The sequence below is a fragment of the Nocardioides sp. WG-D5 genome (assembly GCF_054031175.1).
Window position 1 is genome coordinate 284,736 of record NZ_CM132928.1, and the last position, 15,441, is coordinate 300,176.

Here is a 15,441-nt window from a genome sequence, read left to right on the forward strand (position 1 = left end):
TCCGTCTGTTCGTCGGGAAGCCCACGTTCCAGGACCTCGGAAGCGTGAACCAGGGGATGTCACCCCCTGTGATGGCGACCCCGCTCACGGGATACTCGTGACATGAGAAGAGCCGGGTACGCCGAGCTGGGCGCGTTTCTGCGCTCGCGCCGCGAACGAATCCGGCCCGAGGACGTTGGGCTGGTGCCCGGTCCGCGGCGCCGTGTGCCCGGTCTGCGGCGCGACGAGGTCGCCCATCTGGCGGGCGCCTCGGTGGACTACTACAACGAGCTCGAACGCGGCGCCGGCTCCCAGCCATCCGAGCAGATGCTGGCCGCGCTCGGCCGGGCGCTGCGGTTGACCGATGACGAGTGGCGTCACCTCTTCCATCTGGCCGAGCGGCCCGTACCCCCTGCGGGCAGTGCGGCGTCGCATATACAGCCCGGGATGCTGGACTTGCTCGATCGCCTGGCCTCGACGCCCGCGAAGGTGATCACCGATCTGCACGTGACGCTGGCCCAGAACCCGCTCGCCGTCGCGCTGGTTGGCGATCATTCGCACTTCACCGGCCGGCACGCCAGCTTCGCCTACCGCTGGTTCATGGACCCGACGTCCCGCGCCATCTATCCCGAGGACGACCACGACGCCCAGTCACAGGCGTTCGTCGCCGACCTCCGGGCGGGGGCCGCCCGCCGGGGCAGCAGGGACACCGAGGCACGCTCCATGATCGCCGAGCTTCAGGAGGGTTCCCCGGAGTTCGCCGACCTCTGGGGCAGGCACGACGTGGCCTTTCGCCGACGCGACCGTAAGCGCATCAACCATCCCGAGCTCGGCGTGCTCGACGTCAACTGCCTCAACCTGTTCAGCGAGGACGGCCGACAACGACTGCTCTGGTTCACCCCGACGCCGGGCACCGACACTGCCGAACTGCTCGAGTTGCTCGCCGTGATCGGCACACAGGCACTCACTGAGCCGTCCTGAGGCTGCCGTCGCAGGATCAGGTGTTCGTCGGTGAAGGATCCGCCGATCCGGTAGGCGCCGATAGTCGTCTCGTGGACCGATCCCCGCGGTTCGCCGCCTCGACGTCGAGCGAGATCTGCTCCGCCCCGACGGCGTCGCGAGGGTCACCACGAAGGTCCCGTCACCATCCGGCCGTGCCTCGGCACGGTGCCAGGACGCGCCGTCGTCGGAGACCGGGTCGATCGCACGGTGACCGTCGTCAGCGATCCCAGACTGCCTGCACGGTCGCGGCGGGGCCGAGGGAGGCAGATCACGCCGTCACCCCGGTTCAGGGGCGCGCTTTGCCGAAGTACATCAGCTCCCACAGCGCGTCGGCGGCGTGGCTCTCGACGAGCTGCCCGGCCTTGTATCGCTCGACCCGCATCTCTCCGGTGAACCGCAGGTAGGCGCCGTCGAACCGGACGAGCTTGGCGGCGGCCTTTCTGGGCCCCTCGAGGTTGTCGACGAACTTGGACGCCGTCAGGTCGTGGTACCGGTTGTACGTGACGACGTAGCGCTCGTCGCCGTCCGTATAGGTGTAGCGGGTCACGTTGCCCACGGGCTTGCCGGTGTGCTGGTCGGTGTACCGGCCGAGCTCCTCGAAGGTCACCTTGGCGCCGTCGTCGCCGATGAGCTGTCCGTCGCGGGCCAGCATGAACACCGGCAGCTCCGCGTACCCGTAGCGCTTCTCCGCGGTGATGTAGGAGGCGATGACCGAGTACGGGCCGGCCGCGCCGCGCGCCCAGTACCAGTGGTGCATGAGGTCGAGCATCGAGGCGTTGCCCCAGTTGTGGTCGTGGTAGCCGACGCCGCTCGTGGTGACCGTCTCGCCGCTCGCGCTGTAGGTCACGTTGACGGCGCCCTGCGGCACCGACGGGAGCCAGGCGAAGTAGTCGCCGTCGTTCCCGAAGTTCCAGTACCCCGTCTCGGGGCGCCAGGCCGGCACCTGACCGGTCAGAGTGATGTCGACCTCGACGTCCTCCAGCGTGGCGCGGATCGTGTAGCGGCTCAGGTCGCCGGCGAACACGTTGTCGCCGATACGCACGTCGCAGGCCTCGGTGGAGGCCGAGAAGGCCTCGGGATCGAACGCGACGAGCTTCTGGATCGCGGTGCCGTCCGGGAGGGTCAGGTCGATCCGGATCGTCGGGTCGAGCGGCTTCTTCAGGTCGGTGAACTGCTTGGTGAAGAAGACCACGACGAGCTTGGCGCCGTCGGCCAGATGGGCGTCGAAGTACCACCACTCGTAGGTGCCCGCGGAGCCGTCGGTGCGCATCCCGTCCTCTCTGGGCTCGATGTGGCCCGGAGCGATGCCGAGCCGGGCGTAGTCCTCGGGCGTGCTGCCGAGACGGGCCGGGGCAACTGTGCTGGTGACAGACATGGTCCTACCTCCTGTGGGAACGGATCCGTGCTTAAATATCCAGGTGTCTATTATTTGCCTACCGATAGCATGACCCACGTGCCGGGTCCAGACAAGCGGCGTGATGAATCGGCTCTCCCGACGACACCGCGCGGACGCGGGCGCCCTCGGACCGGACAGGAGCCGGACACGGACCGGTTGCTGCAGGGCGCCTTGGACGCGTTCGCCGACCGGGGCTACGGCGGCACGTCCGTACGCGAGCTGAGCCGCCGCCTCGGCGTCAGCCACGCCCTGCTGACCGCCCGCTACGGCTCCAAGGAAGGCCTCTGGTTCGCGGCGATGGAGCACGCCCTGGCCCAGTCCGAACGGACCTGGAGAGACATCGACGAATCGCCCACCCTCGACGACCTCGAAGCGCTCCGGCAGGCGCTCGTGCAACAGGTGATCTTCTCCGCGACACACCCCCAGGTGCTGCGGATCATGAACCGCGAGGGGTCGATCGACAGCCCGCGCGTGCGGTTCGTCGTCGAGCGTTTCGTCAACCCGCTGCGCCCCGGCGTCGAGCACCTGCTCTCCCGCCTCGTCGCAGCCGGAAGGATCCGCCCCGTCCCCTACGCGACCCTGCACTTCCTGGCGGTCGGAGGTGGCGGCGCGATCTTCGCCAACGACGTCGAGGCGGCACTGCTCGGCGCCCCGTCACCCCCTGACGCAGCCGACATCCGCGCTCACGCCGAAGCGGTGGCGGACATCTGCATCGCAGGGATCGCAGTCGCACCGTCCGGCGCCGAGACCGCATCAGAGTCGGCATCCGAACGAGGCAGCGACAGGAGTACCTGAAGCAGACGCGTTCACCGTCGGGGCGCCGCTCCCGCCGGCCGCCGACATAATGAGGTCAATCTTTGCTTCTGGAGTCATGGAGGGAACCGCGACTGTCAGTTGCGCCAGGGTTGAGTCATCGGCGCCATCATGCTCGTCCGCCCATCCGATGGCCCCGCCGACGACCTCGACCTCAGCTGTCTCGACGTCGCAGTGGAGGCCTGGCGCCAGTCGGGTGGCACCAGCGATCCTGTGGACCTGTTCGACCAGGCCGTGGCCGTCCTCCGCGCCTGACCCACTCCTGCCGGCGTCTCCGGTCGGCCTCGGTCTACGTGCCGGAGACCGCATTCGTTCCACCTCAGCCTGGGATCGAGAGAGCCTGGATGTTCCTGCTCCCGGTGGCCAGCCTTGGATCAGCGCCAGATCCGGACCGCACACGGATGCTCGCGGCGCTGTCCTTCCCTGCCCGAATCGACGCTCAGCCAGGAGAGACCCGATGAATCAAGAACCTGATGCGGGAGGTGCGCGGTCGGGTGTGTCCCGGCGGAGCTTCCTGGGCGGCAGCCTGGCCGCCGTGGCCGTGACGCCGCTGCTGACCGGACAGGCCGAGGCGAGCGCCGCCTCGGCGGCGACCGCCGATGGCGTGAGTCAGGTGACGGTACGGGCCGCGGTCAACGGCACCCCGGTCACGATGCAGGTGGACGCGCGCGCGACCCTGCTCGACACGCTCCGCGAACGGCTGGACCTCAAAGGCACGAAGAAGGGCTGCGACCGGGGCCAGTGCGGGGCCTGCACCGTACATGTCGACGGACGGCGGGTGCTGTCCTGCCTGACCCTGGCCGCGACCACGACCGGCCACGAGGTCACCACGATCGAGGGCCTGGCCGACGGCGACCGGCTGCACCCCATGCAGCATGCGTTCATCGAGCACGACGGCCTGCAGTGCGGGTTCTGCACCCCCGGCCAGATCATGTCCGCCGTCGCCATGGTCGACAACGAGGGCGGCGCGGGTTCGGACGACGAGATCCGCGAACGCATGTCCGGCAACATCTGCCGGTGCAGCGCCTACCCCCGCATCGTCGACTCGATCCGGGACGCCCAGCAGGTGATGCGCTGATGCGGCCCTACACCTACACCCAGGCGCGTACGGTGCGCGAGGCCCTGCGGGGCGCCGGACCGGAGACCGCATACCTGGCCGGCGGCACCACCCTGGTCGACCTGATGAAGCTCGAAGTGATGAGCCCCGACCAGGTCGTGGACATCAACCGGCTCCCGCTGACCGGCATCACCCTGGACAACAAGGGGCTGCACATCGGCGCGCTGGAGCGGATGAGCGACGTCGCCGCCCATCGCAGCGTGCGGCAGCACTACCCGATGATCGCGCAGGCCCTGGAGCTCAGCGCGTCCGCACAGCTGCGCAACATGGCCAGCATCGGCGGCAACCTGCTGCAGCGCACCCGCTGCGGCTACTTCCGCGACGTCACCACTCCCTGCAACAAGCGCGAGCCGGGATCCGGCTGCTCCGCGCTGGAGGGCATCAACCGCGGCCACGCCGTCCTGGGCACCAGCAACACCTGCATCGCCACCCACCCCAGCGACCTCGCCGTCTCGCTCGTGGCACTGAGCACGGTCGTGCACCTGGCCTCCGCGAGGGAGACCCGCAGCGTGCCCCTCGACACCTTCTACACCCTGCCCGGAACCACACCCGAGGTCGAGAACGTGCTCCGCCCCGGCGAGCTCATCACCGGGATCACCGTGCCCCGCTCCCCCCTCGCCGCGCGCTCGCTCTACCTCAAGATCCGCGACCGGCAGTCCTACGAGTTCGCCCTCACCTCCGCCGCCGTCGCCCTGCGACTGCGGGGCCGGACCATCACCCAGGCCCGGGTCGCGGCCGGCGGCGTCGGCACCCGGCCGTGGCGGCTGCCCGCGGTCGAACGCGCCCTGACCGGCCGGCCCGCGACGTCCGACACGTTCGAGGCCGCCGTCGCCCACGCCGCGGACGGCGCCGAACCGCGCGAGCACAACGCGTTCAAGCCCGCGCTGCTACGCCGCACGATCGTGCGCGCCCTGACCGAACTGATGGCGAGCTGATGACGGGCCCGAGCACCGGAGTCCCCCTCCCCCACGCCGCCCCATCGCCGCGCGTCCTCACACACAGCAGATAACGGAGTCACGATGCCCAGTTCCCCAGTCGGCCGCGAGACCGACCGCGTCGACGGCCGGCTGAAGGTCACCGGCGCGGCCGAGTACTCTGGTGACTACCGCGCCACCGACCTCGCCCACGCCCACCTCGTCACCAGCACCATCGCGCGAGGCACCATCACCCGGATCGACACGGCGGCCGCGCTCGCAGCGCCCGGTGTCCTGCGTGTCTACGCCGCGCCGGAGCCCCGCCTCGACCTGCACCCGATCACCGGCCCGCTCGCGGGCTTCGTGGAGAACTACGTTCCCCTGGCTGACAGGGAGGTCCGATTCCACGGCCAGGCCATCGCGATGGTCGTCGCCGAGACTCCCGAGCAGGCACGCGACGCCGCCGCGCTGATCACCACGACCTACGACATCCGGCCCCCGCGTACCTCGCTCGCAGACGAGCCGCACGAGCCGGCGGGTCCCACCCTCAGCGGGACGCCGAGCAGCCTGGAGGTCCTGGCGCCCGGCGTCGGATCGATCGACGAGGCGCTCGCCGCCAGCGATGTCGTCGTGGAGGCCGAGTTCCACCAGCACCCGCAGCACCACGTGGCCATGGAACCCCACGCGATCCTCGCCGTCTGGAACGGAGACCGGGTCACGATCCACGCCGGCGCACAGGTCCCCGCGGCGTTCGCACTCGGAATGTCCCAGCGACTCGGTGTACAGCCCCAGAACGTCCGGCTGATCACCAAGTACGTGGGCGGCGCATTCGGCGCCCGCGTCATCATCTGGAGCGACACCCCGCTCCCCGCCGCCGCGGCCCGGGAGATCGGCCGTCCGGTCCGGCTCGTCCTCACTCGTGAACAGATGTTCACCCTCACCGGGCATCGTCCCCAGCTCACGCAGAACGTCCGGCTGGGAGCCTCCCGCGACGGCGTCCTCAACGCCGTCAGCCACCAGAGTGTCTCCGAGCGCCCGACCACCGTCACCTTCCCCATGACGCCGGCCCACAACACCACGGACGCGCTGTACCGCACCCCCAACCTGCACGTCCACGCGGAGCTGGCCGTCCTCGACATCCCCGGGAGCCGGGCGATGCGCGGACCCAACGAAGCCCCCGGGTCCTTCGCCCTGGAGACGGCCATGGACGAGCTGGCCGTCGCCACCGGCGTCGACCCGGTCGAGCTGCGGCTGCGCAACCACGCCACCGCCCACCCCGTCTCCGGGCTGCCCTGGTCGAGCAAACACCTCGAGGAGTGCTACCGCGTCGGGGCGCGGCGATTCGGCTGGTCCGCCCGCAGCGCCACACCCCGTGCCCGCGTCCAGGGCCACTGGCTGTACGGCACCGGGATGGCCACCGCCATCTACCCGGCACACCGCCGTCCCGCGAGCGTTCGTATCCGGCTGCTCGACGACGACACCGCCGTGGTCTCGACGGGGATCTCGGACTTCGGCACCGGCGGCGCGACCATGGTCGCGGTCTCCGGTGCCGACGCCCTGGGGATACCCCTGGAGCGGGTGACGCCTGAGATCGGCGACACCGCGCTGCCCCAGGGCGCTCCCGCTGTCGGATCCAGCGCCACGCACGCCACCGTACCCCTGGTCGTGAACGCTGCCCGAGATGCGATCGACGAGCTCAAGCGGCTCGCCGTGACCGACGACAGGTCACCGTGGCACGGCGCGAGCACGGACGACCTGGGCTACGAGCGCGGGATCCTGCACGGGCTCGGCCGCTCGATGACCTTCGGCCGTCTGCTCAGGGTCGTGGGCTCACGGGGCATCACCACGCTCGCCGAGTCACCCGGGGCGGCCGAACCGGGGTACGTGCATCACAGCTTCGGCGCCCACTTCTGCGAGGTCCGGGTCAACCGCTTCACCGGGGAGACCCGCGTCACCCGGTTCACGACGGTCGCCGACGTCGGCCGCGTGATCAATGCCAAGGCCGCCCGGAGCCAGCTCGTCGGCGGTGTCATCTTCGGCATCGGTCACGCCCTGCTGGAGGAGAACCACCTCGAGCTCGACACCGGACGCCTGGCGAACAGCACCCTGGCCGACTACCTCGTCCCCGTCAACGCAGACGTCCCCGACATCGACGTGATCATGCTCGACCGGCCCGATCCCGTCCTCACCGGACCGCTCGGCGACGGCGGCGAGGACGTCGGCACCCGGAGCCTGGGCGCCCGAGGTCTCGGCGAGATCGGCACCGTCGGCTCGGCGGCCGCGATCGGCAACGCCGTCTACAACGCCACCGGCATCCGGGTACGCGACGTGCCCATCACCCTCGACAAGCTGATCAAGCACCTCTAGCCGACGCAGCGGTGGACGCGGGGGCCGCCGGGGCCGCATCAGGCGGGCCCGGCGGCCTCAGGAGCTCGCAGCGCACGGTCCCGAAACTGCTTCGGCGAAGCTCCGACCACCCGCCGGAACGCGGTGCTGAACGCGCTCTCGGACTCGTACCCGGTGGCGAACGCGAGCTCGGAGATCGTCTGCGCGTTCCGCCGAAGAGCGTCGCGTGCCAAGCTCATCCGCCACTGGATCAGGTACTCGAGCGGAGCGAGCCCCACCTGTCGTTTGAACGACTTCGCGAAGCCCGAGCGCGACAGGTGGCTGATCCCGGCGAGCTCCTCGACGGTCCAGCGTCGGGCCACGTTCGCGTGCATCGCACGCAGCGCGGCGCCGATACCGTCGTCGACGAGCGCCCCCAGCCACCCGACAGGACGATCCGCCTGTTCGGCGTGAGCACGCAGCACCTGGACCAGGAGAATCTGGACCAGATGGTCGAGGATGAGAGAACGCCCGATGGCGCAGTTCCCGACCTCGCCCGACAGCAGCTCGGTCACGTACGCCAGCGAACGGATCCGGGGATCGTCCGCGCGGACGTGCACCAGCGGCGGCAGGATGTCGAGCAGGATCGGGGCGTTGAGCTCGTCGAACCAGAAGTACCCACCGCACAGGTAGGTGTCTTCGTCGTCGACCGACCCGATGCTCACGGCGCCCTCCACGGCCGTCTCCCACAGCGCTGCGGCCGGCAGCGGCTCCACGGACAGACTGCTGCCCAGCGAGTAGGCCGGCGGGTTGCTCAGCAGGTAGAAGTCGCCTTCAAGCAGGTGCACCGGCTCCCGCCCGTCGAGCGCCAACCAGGTCTCGCCGCGCACCACGCCACCGATCTTCACGTGCGGGAACGCCTCGAAGCGCACTCCCCATGACCCACCGGCACGCAGCGCCGGATAGACCACCGTACGAGGTCGCAGCAGGCCGATCGCGTCCGCGACCGGGTCGCTCGCCGCGACCTCAGCCGAGAAAGTAGACGATGCGTAAGAAACTGCGGACGTCACGTTATGGATTCTAGCAACGCGCGCCGTCAGGCTAGTGCTGCGCACGCATCTCGACCGCAGACCGAAAAGGAAAAGCTGACATGACATACGCCGAGCTCCGCGAGTTCTACGAGCGCTACATCGAAGCGCTCAACGCCCACGAGCTCCACCGCCTCGACGAGTTCGTCGCCGACGAGCTCACCCACTTCGGGGACGTCGTCACCCGCGACCAGGTCCACGCCGCACTGAGTGCCCAGATGGACGCCGTGCCGGACCTGAAATGGCGCCTCGACGACTTCAGGGTAAGCGGCCACGAGGTCGCCGCACGCCTGACCAACACCGGCACCCCGGTCAAGGAATGGCTCGGCGTCGCTCCCACCGGCGCCTCGTTCGAGGTCACCGAGTACGCCCTCTACCGGGTCCGTGACGGACGGTTCATCAACATGACGAACCTGCAGGACACCGACGCTGCCAGGGAGCAGCTGGGCGGCTGACCATGAAAGCGCCTGACGGAGGAACGAACGGCGTGAGCGGTGACGAGCTCCCCGGACCGGTTCTCCCTGCTGGAATGCGGGGGCCATGCCCGATCGCCGAACCTCTGGGCGATCGGGTAATGCTCCAGGTCGCCGGTTCAGCGCAGAGCCTGTGCTCCGATGACTGACAGCATCTGCAGCTTCTCGTAGCTCTCGGAGCCGGGAACCGCGGTGTAGACCATCAGGGAGTGGGCCTGGTCCGGGTCGACCAGGCGCTGGCAGTTCAGCTCCAGCGCACCTACCTCGGGGTGCACGAAGTGCTTGACGTCGTGAGGGCGGATCCCGATCTCGTGGTCCTCCCACACCCGCCGGAACTCCTCGCTGCGGTCCAGCAGCAGATCCGCGAGGTAGGCCGCCCGGGAATCGGGACCCCGGAGCGTGACGAGACCCCGCAGCCCGGCGGCGTACATCCGGGTCAGAAATGCGTGCTCCTCAGGCGCATAGATGTCCCGGGCATACGGGTCGGTGAACCACCGGTAGCCGATACTGCGAGCCGGCCCGGTGTACTGGGTCGTATCACCCGTGAGCGCGACCCCCATCGGGGTCTGCCGCAGGGTCTCACCCAGCTCGGTGACGATCTCCGCAGGAGTGTCCTCGAGGCGGTCCAGGATCCGCAGCAGCCCAGGGCTGATGTGCTCGCTGACGCTTCCCCTGGCCGGTGGGGTTGTGCCCGGCCAGCCGGAACAGATGGTCACGCTCGTCGATCGACATGTGCAGCCCCTGAGCGATCGAGGCAAGCATCTGTGGCGACGGCTGGGGGCCACGCTCCCGCTCCAGACGCGAGTAGTAGTCCGCCGACATGTTGCACAGCGCCGCGACCTCCTCCCGCCGCAGCCCGCTGGTACGGCGCCGCTGCCCACGCGGCAGGCCGACGTCCTCCGGCTGCAACGCCTCACGCCGATTGCGGAGAAACCCTGCCAGCCCGGTGCGATCGATCAAGACGCTCCCCCTTCTGAGAGTTCCGACTTGGTTCTATCCCAAGCGGGCGAACGTATCCACGCTCTGGCGATCCCCCTTTTGGCGGAGTTGTGACCTCGACGCCTGTGATCGGGAGGGCCTGGAGATGGCGCTGTCCCGCTGAGGATCTGGACCAAGGCCGGGTCAGCGGACGTGTGGGGCGGCCCGGACCGCAGCGGGCTACACCCTCGACCACTACACGTCCCTCCTCGTGGCGGGATCGTTCCGACGACCCGGTTGCCACCCGACGCCGACGCAGATCGACGAGATTTACGACGCCGAGGCCGCGATGAACCAGCTCGGCCACACCTCCAAGTCGGTAGCTGAGCGGCACTACATCAACCTCAAACTCGTCGTGCCCGACTACCGGGCGGCGACCGAGCGCCTCGCACTCGCGGCTCCGAGACAAGCGACGGCCCAGCGGTCAGGCTCTGAGAGCCTCCCGGGACCACGAACGGCTCCCCGACCCATCCCACGGACGCGCTCCTCGTTCGTCAAAGGGATGTTCTGCGCGCTCCCATACTTGTCGCGGCTGCTGACGCGCGCGGGGTTTCCCCAGGCGCCTGAGCTGGGCTCGCTTTGCGGAAACCGAGCCCAAAGTGAGCCTTAAGGCCCGTTCCTGGAGATCGGCCGCGAAATCCCGAATCGCATCACTGCTGTTCAGAGCCGGTTTTCGTCAGCAAGGCGACGCATTCGACGTGATGGGTCATCGGGAACAGGTCGAAGGCGCGCAGCGTACGCAGCCGGTAGCCGTGCTCGGCGAAGATCGCGACGTCGCGGGCCAGCGCGGCAGGGTCGCAGGCGACGTAGGCGACCTTCTGCGGCGAGCGCGCGACGACGGCCTCGACGACCGCCCGGCGCGCGCCCTCACGGGGCGGGTCGAGGACGACGAGGTCGAAGGGGCCTTCGGCGAGGCCGGCCAGCACGGTGGCGACGTCGCCGGCGGTGACCTCGGCCCCGGGAAGGTTGCCGACCGAGAGCGCGGAGGCGGTCTGGTCGCCCTCGACGGCGACGACCCGGCCGGACGGACCGACCGCGTCGGCGAGGAAGGCGGAGAAGAGGCCGACGCCGGCGTAGAGGTCCAGGACACTCTGGCCCGGCATCGGTTCCAACGCGGACAGCATCGCCGAGACCAAGGCCGCCGGCGCACCCGGGTGGACCTGCCAGAAGCCGTCGGCGGCGACCTCGAAGGAGTGCTTCGCACCTCCGACCTCGACCGTCTCCACGACCGTTCCGGGAGCCGCCTCGCGGGCGTCGGCGGCGGCGATCAGGCAGTCGTCGACCGGGATCACGTCGTGGGAGCGGTAGCGCCGCATCCCGCGGCCGCCGCCCGGGGCGGTGGCGTAGCGCTGGCGGGTGCGCCACCGCAGGCCGTCCTCGTCACCGGGAACGGCCTCGACGACGAGCTCGGCGACCAGCGGGTCCTCGGCGGACAGGCCGCCCAGCCGGACCAGCTGCTCGCGCACCACGGTCGCCTTCAGGTCGCGCTGGGCGGAGAGCGAGACATGCTGGAAGTCGCAGCCGCCGCAGAGCCCGGGACCGGCGTAGGGACAGGGCGGAACGACCCGTTCCGCCGCGGCCGAGAGCACCGAGACCGCATCTCCACGCCAGAACCGGTCACCGGCCGTGCCCTCGGTGATCTCGACGACGACCTGCTCGCCGGGCAGGGCGTGGCGTACGAAGACGACGCGGGAGGTGTCGTCGACCGGCACCCGGGCGACGAAGTGACCGCCGTGGGCGACCGGGCCGACCTCGACCTCGAACCGCCGGCCGACGTACGACTCGCCCTTCGACGCCTTCGGCCGCGGCCGCCGCCCACGCGGCGGGGCGGACCGCCGGGGACGGCTCATCGCCGGCCGCTTCCGCGGCGCAGACCCGGCGCGAGCCAGTACTCCTCGCGCATCTCCTCGGCGCGCTCCTTGCCGGAGGCGAGCTGGTAGGGCACCGAGATGACCATGACGCCCGGGGTGAACAGCAGCCGGCCCTTGAGCCGCAGCGCGGTCTGGTTGTGGAGGAACTGCTCCCACCAGCGGCCGACGACGTACTCGGGGATGTAGACCGCCACGACGCCGCGCGGGTTGGCATCGCGGATCGCCGAGGCGTACTCCACGACGGGGCGGATCAGCTCGCGGTAGGGCGAGTGCAGCACCTTCAGCGGCATCGGCAGGTTGCGCTCGTCCCACTGCTTCAGCAGCTCGGCGGTGTCGGAGTCGGTCGTCGAGACGGTCACCGCCTCGAGCACGTTGGGCCGGCTCGCCTGGGCGAAGGCAAGCGCGCGCAGGGTCGGCTTGTGGAGCTTGGAGACCAGGACGATCGCGTGGACGCGGGTCGGCATGACCTTGTCCTGCTCGTCGGCGGCCAGCTCGCGGGCCACGTTGTCGTAGTGGCGCCGGATGCCCAGCATGACCACGAAGAAGAAGCCCATCGCGAGGATCGTGATCCAGGCGCCGGCGAGGAACTTGGTGATCAGCACGATCACCAGCACGACCGAGGTCATCCCGAGACCGAAGGTGTTGATCGCACGCGACCGCTGCATCCGGCGCCGCTCGATCGGGTCGCGCTCGGTGGCCAGGTGGCGGGTCCAGTGGCGGATCATGCCCAGCTGGCTCAGGTTGAAGGAGACGAAGACGCCGACGATGTAGAGCTGGATCAGCTTGGTCGTCTGCGCCTCGAAGACGACGATCAGGGCGATCGCCAGCACCGCCAGGAAGACGATGCCGTTGCTGTAGGCGAGCCGGTCACCACGCGCCCCGAGGGCTCGAGGCGCGTAGCCGTCCTTGGCCAGGATCGAGCCGAGCACCGGGAAGCCGTTGAACGCGGTGTTGGCCGCCAGGACCAGGATGATGCCGGTGACGGTGATGACGAAGTAGAAGCCCGGCGGGAAGTCGTTGAAGACCCCGGCGGCGATCTGCGAGATCACCGGGTGCTGCTCGTAGCTGTCCGGCACGGCGTTCCCGGCGGCGGTGCGGAGGTTGTCGAGAGCGTGCGGGTCGACGTAGCGGATGCTCATCTGCTTGGCGAGCACGATGATGCTCATCATCATCGTGACCGCGATCAGCGCGAGCAGCAGCAAGGTGGTGGCGGCGTTCTTGCTCTTCGGCCGCTGGAAGGCGGGTACGCCGTTGGAGATCGCCTCGACACCGGTCAGCGCCGCACAGCCCGAGGAGAAGGCCCGGGCGAGCAGGAAGACCAGCGCCACCTGGTTGAGCGTGCCCTCCCAGCCCTCCTCGGGCTGGATCTGGAGGTTCGCGCTCTCGGCCTGCGGGAGGTTGCCGCTCAGCAGCAGCACCATCCCGTAGACGCCCATGCCGAGGATCGCGAGCATGAAGAGGTAGGTCGGGATCGCGAAGAACGTGCCGGACTCGCGTACGCCGCGCAGGTTCATCGCGGTCAGCAGCACGACCGCGATCGAGGCGACCAGCACCTCATGACCGATCAGGCTGGGGATCGCGCTCGCGGCGTACTGGGCGGCGTTGGAGATCGACACCGCGACCGTGAGCACGTAGTCGACCAGCAGCGCGCTGGCCACGGTCACACCGGCCCGGCGGCCGAGGTTGACGGTCGCGACCTCGTAGTCGCCACCGCCGCTGGGGTAGGCGTGCACGGTCTGCCGATAGGAGGCGACCACGGTCAGCATCACCAGCGCGACCGCGAGGCCGATCTTCCAGGACCAGGCGTACGCCGAGGCGCCGGCGACCGCGAGCATGATGAAGACCTCGTCGGGCGCATAGGCCACCGAGGAGAGCGCGTCGCTCGCGAAAACCGGTAGCGCGATGCGCTTCGGAAGCAGCGTCTCGCCCAGCTGCGAGCTCCGGAGCTTGCGACCGATCAGGATTCGCTTGGAGACATCACCAACACCCACAACCGCAGACGCTACGGCACGTCGCGGCTTCCGCGCGCTTCCGGATCGTCCGGCACGGCTGAACACGCCACTTTCGAGGGCGTAGGCGACGCACGGGCCCGGCGAATGCAATCATGACACGGTGCACGTAGTGATCATGGGCTGTGGCCGCGTCGGCTCGACCCTGGCCAGGAGCCTCGAGGACCGTAACCACACGGTCTCGGTCATCGACCAGAACTCGGACGCGTTCCGGCGGCTCGGGCCGGGGTTCAACGGCGACAAGGTCGCCGGGATGGGCTTCGACCGGGAGGTCCTGCTCAAGGCCGGCATCAAGCGGGCCGAGGCGTTCGCCGCGGTCTCCAGCGGTGACAACTCCAACATCATCTCCGCCCGGGTCGCGCGCGAGGAGTTCGGCATCCAGCAGGTCGTGGCCCGCATCTACGACCCCGGCCGTGCCGAGGTCTACCAGCGCCTCGGGATCAGCACCGTGGCGACGGTGAAGTGGACCGCCGACCAGGTGCTCCGCCGGCTGCTCCCGGCCGGCGCCGAGCCCGACTTCCGCGACATGTCGGGCAACATCCGCATCGACCAGGTCATCATGCCCGACTCCTGGGTCGGTGAGCGGACCATCAAGTTCCAGCGCCAGTCCGGCAGCCGGATCGCCTGGATCGACCGGCTCGGCGAAGGCATCCTCCCGGTCCGCGAGAGCGTGATCCAGGAGGGCGACGTGCTCCACATCGTCATGCGCGAGGAGAACACCGCGCAGGCGTACAAGACGATCAAGAACGGCCCCGAGGAAGACTGACGATGAGAGTTGCTATCGCCGGAGCCGGGGCCGTCGGACGGTCCATCGCCCGTGAGCTGATCACCAACGGCCACGAGGTGCTCCTCATCGACAAGAACCCGGGCTCGATCAAGCCCGAGCGGATGGCCGACGCCGAGTGGCTGCTCGCCGACGCCTGTGAGCTCTCCTCGCTCGAGGAGGCCCGGCTCGACAACTGCGACGTGGTCATCGCCGCGACCGGTGACGACAAGGCCAACCTGGTCTGCTCGCTGCTGGCCAAGACCGAGTTCGGGGTGCCGCGCACCGTCGGCCGGGTCAACCACCCCAACAACGAGTGGCTCTTCACCGAGGCATGGGGCGTCGACGTCAACGTCTCCACCCCGCGGATCATGTCCGCGCTGGTCGAGGAGGCCGTCACCGTCGGCGACCTGGTGCGCCTGTTCACCTTCCGGCAGGGCCAGGCCAACCTGGTCGAGATCACCCTGCCCGCCGACTCCCCCTACGTCGGCCAGCCCACCGGCCTGGTGCCGTTCCCGGAGAACTGCGCGCTGGTCACGCTGCTGCGTGACGGCCAGGTCTACGTACCCACCCCCGAGCAGCCTCTCGAGCAGGGCGACGAGCTCCTCTTCGTCGTGCCCACCGAGAAGGAGGACGAGCTCGAGCGGCTCCTCGCTCCGACCAGCCACGGCGGCTAGGTTCCGTACGCAGCAACCCCTCGATCTCGGCAGGAC

General features: G+C 69.5%; 14 protein-coding genes and 1 pseudogene. 9 read left to right on the forward strand and 6 right to left on the reverse strand.

Features of this window, described 5'->3' with window-relative positions; translation table 11 throughout:
- The first annotated feature begins 102 nt into the window (after positions 1–102).
- The gene (locus tag ACWZJV_RS01400; RefSeq protein ID WP_457179976.1) at positions 103–960 is read left to right on the forward strand and encodes a helix-turn-helix transcriptional regulator; all 858 of its coding nucleotides are present in this window, start codon (positions 103–105) and stop codon (positions 958–960) included.
- A gap of 307 nt (positions 961–1,267) precedes the next feature.
- On the opposite strand, the gene ACWZJV_RS01405 is transcribed toward ACWZJV_RS01400, so the two are convergent.
- Positions 1,268–2,356, reverse strand: a complete 1,089-nt coding sequence (locus ACWZJV_RS01405) for a lipocalin-like domain-containing protein (RefSeq protein ID WP_457179977.1) — start codon at positions 2,354–2,356, stop codon at positions 1,268–1,270.
- Positions 2,357–2,434: 78 nt separating this feature from the next.
- Here ACWZJV_RS01405 and ACWZJV_RS01410 point away from each other — a divergent pair, with 78 nt between their 5' ends.
- The 5 genes from ACWZJV_RS01410 (at position 2,435) to ACWZJV_RS01430 (ending at position 7,588) form a co-directional block, all read left to right on the forward strand.
- Positions 2,435–3,172: a TetR/AcrR family transcriptional regulator gene (locus ACWZJV_RS01410; RefSeq protein WP_457179978.1), complete on the forward strand. Its 738-nt coding sequence runs from the start codon at positions 2,435–2,437 to the stop codon at positions 3,170–3,172.
- Between the two features lie 129 nt (positions 3,173–3,301).
- Positions 3,302–3,445, forward strand: a complete 144-nt coding sequence (locus ACWZJV_RS01415) for a hypothetical protein (protein ID WP_457179979.1) — start codon at positions 3,302–3,304, stop codon at positions 3,443–3,445.
- 241 nt (positions 3,446–3,686) lie between these two features.
- Positions 3,687–4,268, forward strand: a complete 582-nt coding sequence (locus ACWZJV_RS01420; RefSeq protein ID WP_457179980.1) for a (2Fe-2S)-binding protein — start codon at positions 3,687–3,689, stop codon at positions 4,266–4,268.
- On the forward strand, positions 4,268–5,242 hold the full coding sequence (locus ACWZJV_RS01425) for an FAD binding domain-containing protein (RefSeq protein WP_457179981.1): 975 nt from the start codon (positions 4,268–4,270) through the stop codon (positions 5,240–5,242). Before ACWZJV_RS01420 ends, ACWZJV_RS01425 begins: the two co-directional genes overlap by 1 nt.
- 84 nt (positions 5,243–5,326) lie before the next feature.
- Complete coding sequence (locus tag ACWZJV_RS01430) at positions 5,327–7,588, forward strand: xanthine dehydrogenase family protein molybdopterin-binding subunit (RefSeq protein ID WP_457179982.1); 2,262 nt, start codon at positions 5,327–5,329, stop codon at positions 7,586–7,588.
- Between the two features lie 38 nt (positions 7,589–7,626).
- Here ACWZJV_RS01430 and ACWZJV_RS01435 read toward each other — a convergent pair whose 3' ends face one another.
- The gene (locus ACWZJV_RS01435; protein ID WP_457179983.1) at positions 7,627–8,616 is read right to left on the reverse strand and encodes an AraC family transcriptional regulator; all 990 of its coding nucleotides are present in this window, start codon (positions 8,614–8,616) and stop codon (positions 7,627–7,629) included.
- An 80-nt stretch (positions 8,617–8,696) separates the two neighbouring features.
- On the opposite strand from ACWZJV_RS01435, the gene ACWZJV_RS01440 reads away from it, so the two are divergent.
- Positions 8,697–9,089, forward strand: a complete 393-nt coding sequence (locus ACWZJV_RS01440; protein WP_196873987.1) for an ester cyclase — start codon at positions 8,697–8,699, stop codon at positions 9,087–9,089.
- A 137-nt stretch (positions 9,090–9,226) separates the two neighbouring features.
- Here ACWZJV_RS01440 and ACWZJV_RS01445 read toward each other — a convergent pair whose 3' ends face one another.
- From ACWZJV_RS01445 to ACWZJV_RS01460, 4 genes and pseudogenes are all read right to left on the reverse strand, one after another.
- Positions 9,227–9,823, reverse strand: coding sequence for an MmyB family transcriptional regulator (locus ACWZJV_RS01445; RefSeq protein ID WP_457179984.1), 597 nt, complete (start codon positions 9,821–9,823; stop codon positions 9,227–9,229).
- Between the two features lie 49 nt (positions 9,824–9,872).
- Positions 9,873–10,067, reverse strand: a pseudogene (locus ACWZJV_RS01450) (helix-turn-helix domain-containing protein); the annotation flags it as partial.
- A gap of 668 nt (positions 10,068–10,735) precedes the next feature.
- Positions 10,736–11,935: a class I SAM-dependent RNA methyltransferase gene (locus tag ACWZJV_RS01455; protein ID WP_457179985.1), complete on the reverse strand. Its 1,200-nt coding sequence runs from the start codon at positions 11,933–11,935 to the stop codon at positions 10,736–10,738.
- Positions 11,932–13,947: an APC family permease gene (locus ACWZJV_RS01460; protein ID WP_008360316.1), complete on the reverse strand. Its 2,016-nt coding sequence runs from the start codon at positions 13,945–13,947 to the stop codon at positions 11,932–11,934. Before ACWZJV_RS01460 ends, ACWZJV_RS01455 begins: the two co-directional genes overlap by 4 nt.
- Before the next feature lie 121 nt (positions 13,948–14,068).
- Between ACWZJV_RS01460 and ACWZJV_RS01465 the strand changes: the two genes are divergently transcribed.
- Positions 14,069–14,731, forward strand: a complete 663-nt coding sequence (locus ACWZJV_RS01465) for a potassium channel family protein (RefSeq protein ID WP_008360318.1) — start codon at positions 14,069–14,071, stop codon at positions 14,729–14,731.
- 2 nt (positions 14,732–14,733) lie between these two features.
- The gene (locus ACWZJV_RS01470) at positions 14,734–15,405 is read left to right on the forward strand and encodes a potassium channel family protein (RefSeq protein ID WP_457179986.1); all 672 of its coding nucleotides are present in this window, start codon (positions 14,734–14,736) and stop codon (positions 15,403–15,405) included.
- The last annotated feature ends 36 nt before the right edge of the window (positions 15,406–15,441 follow it).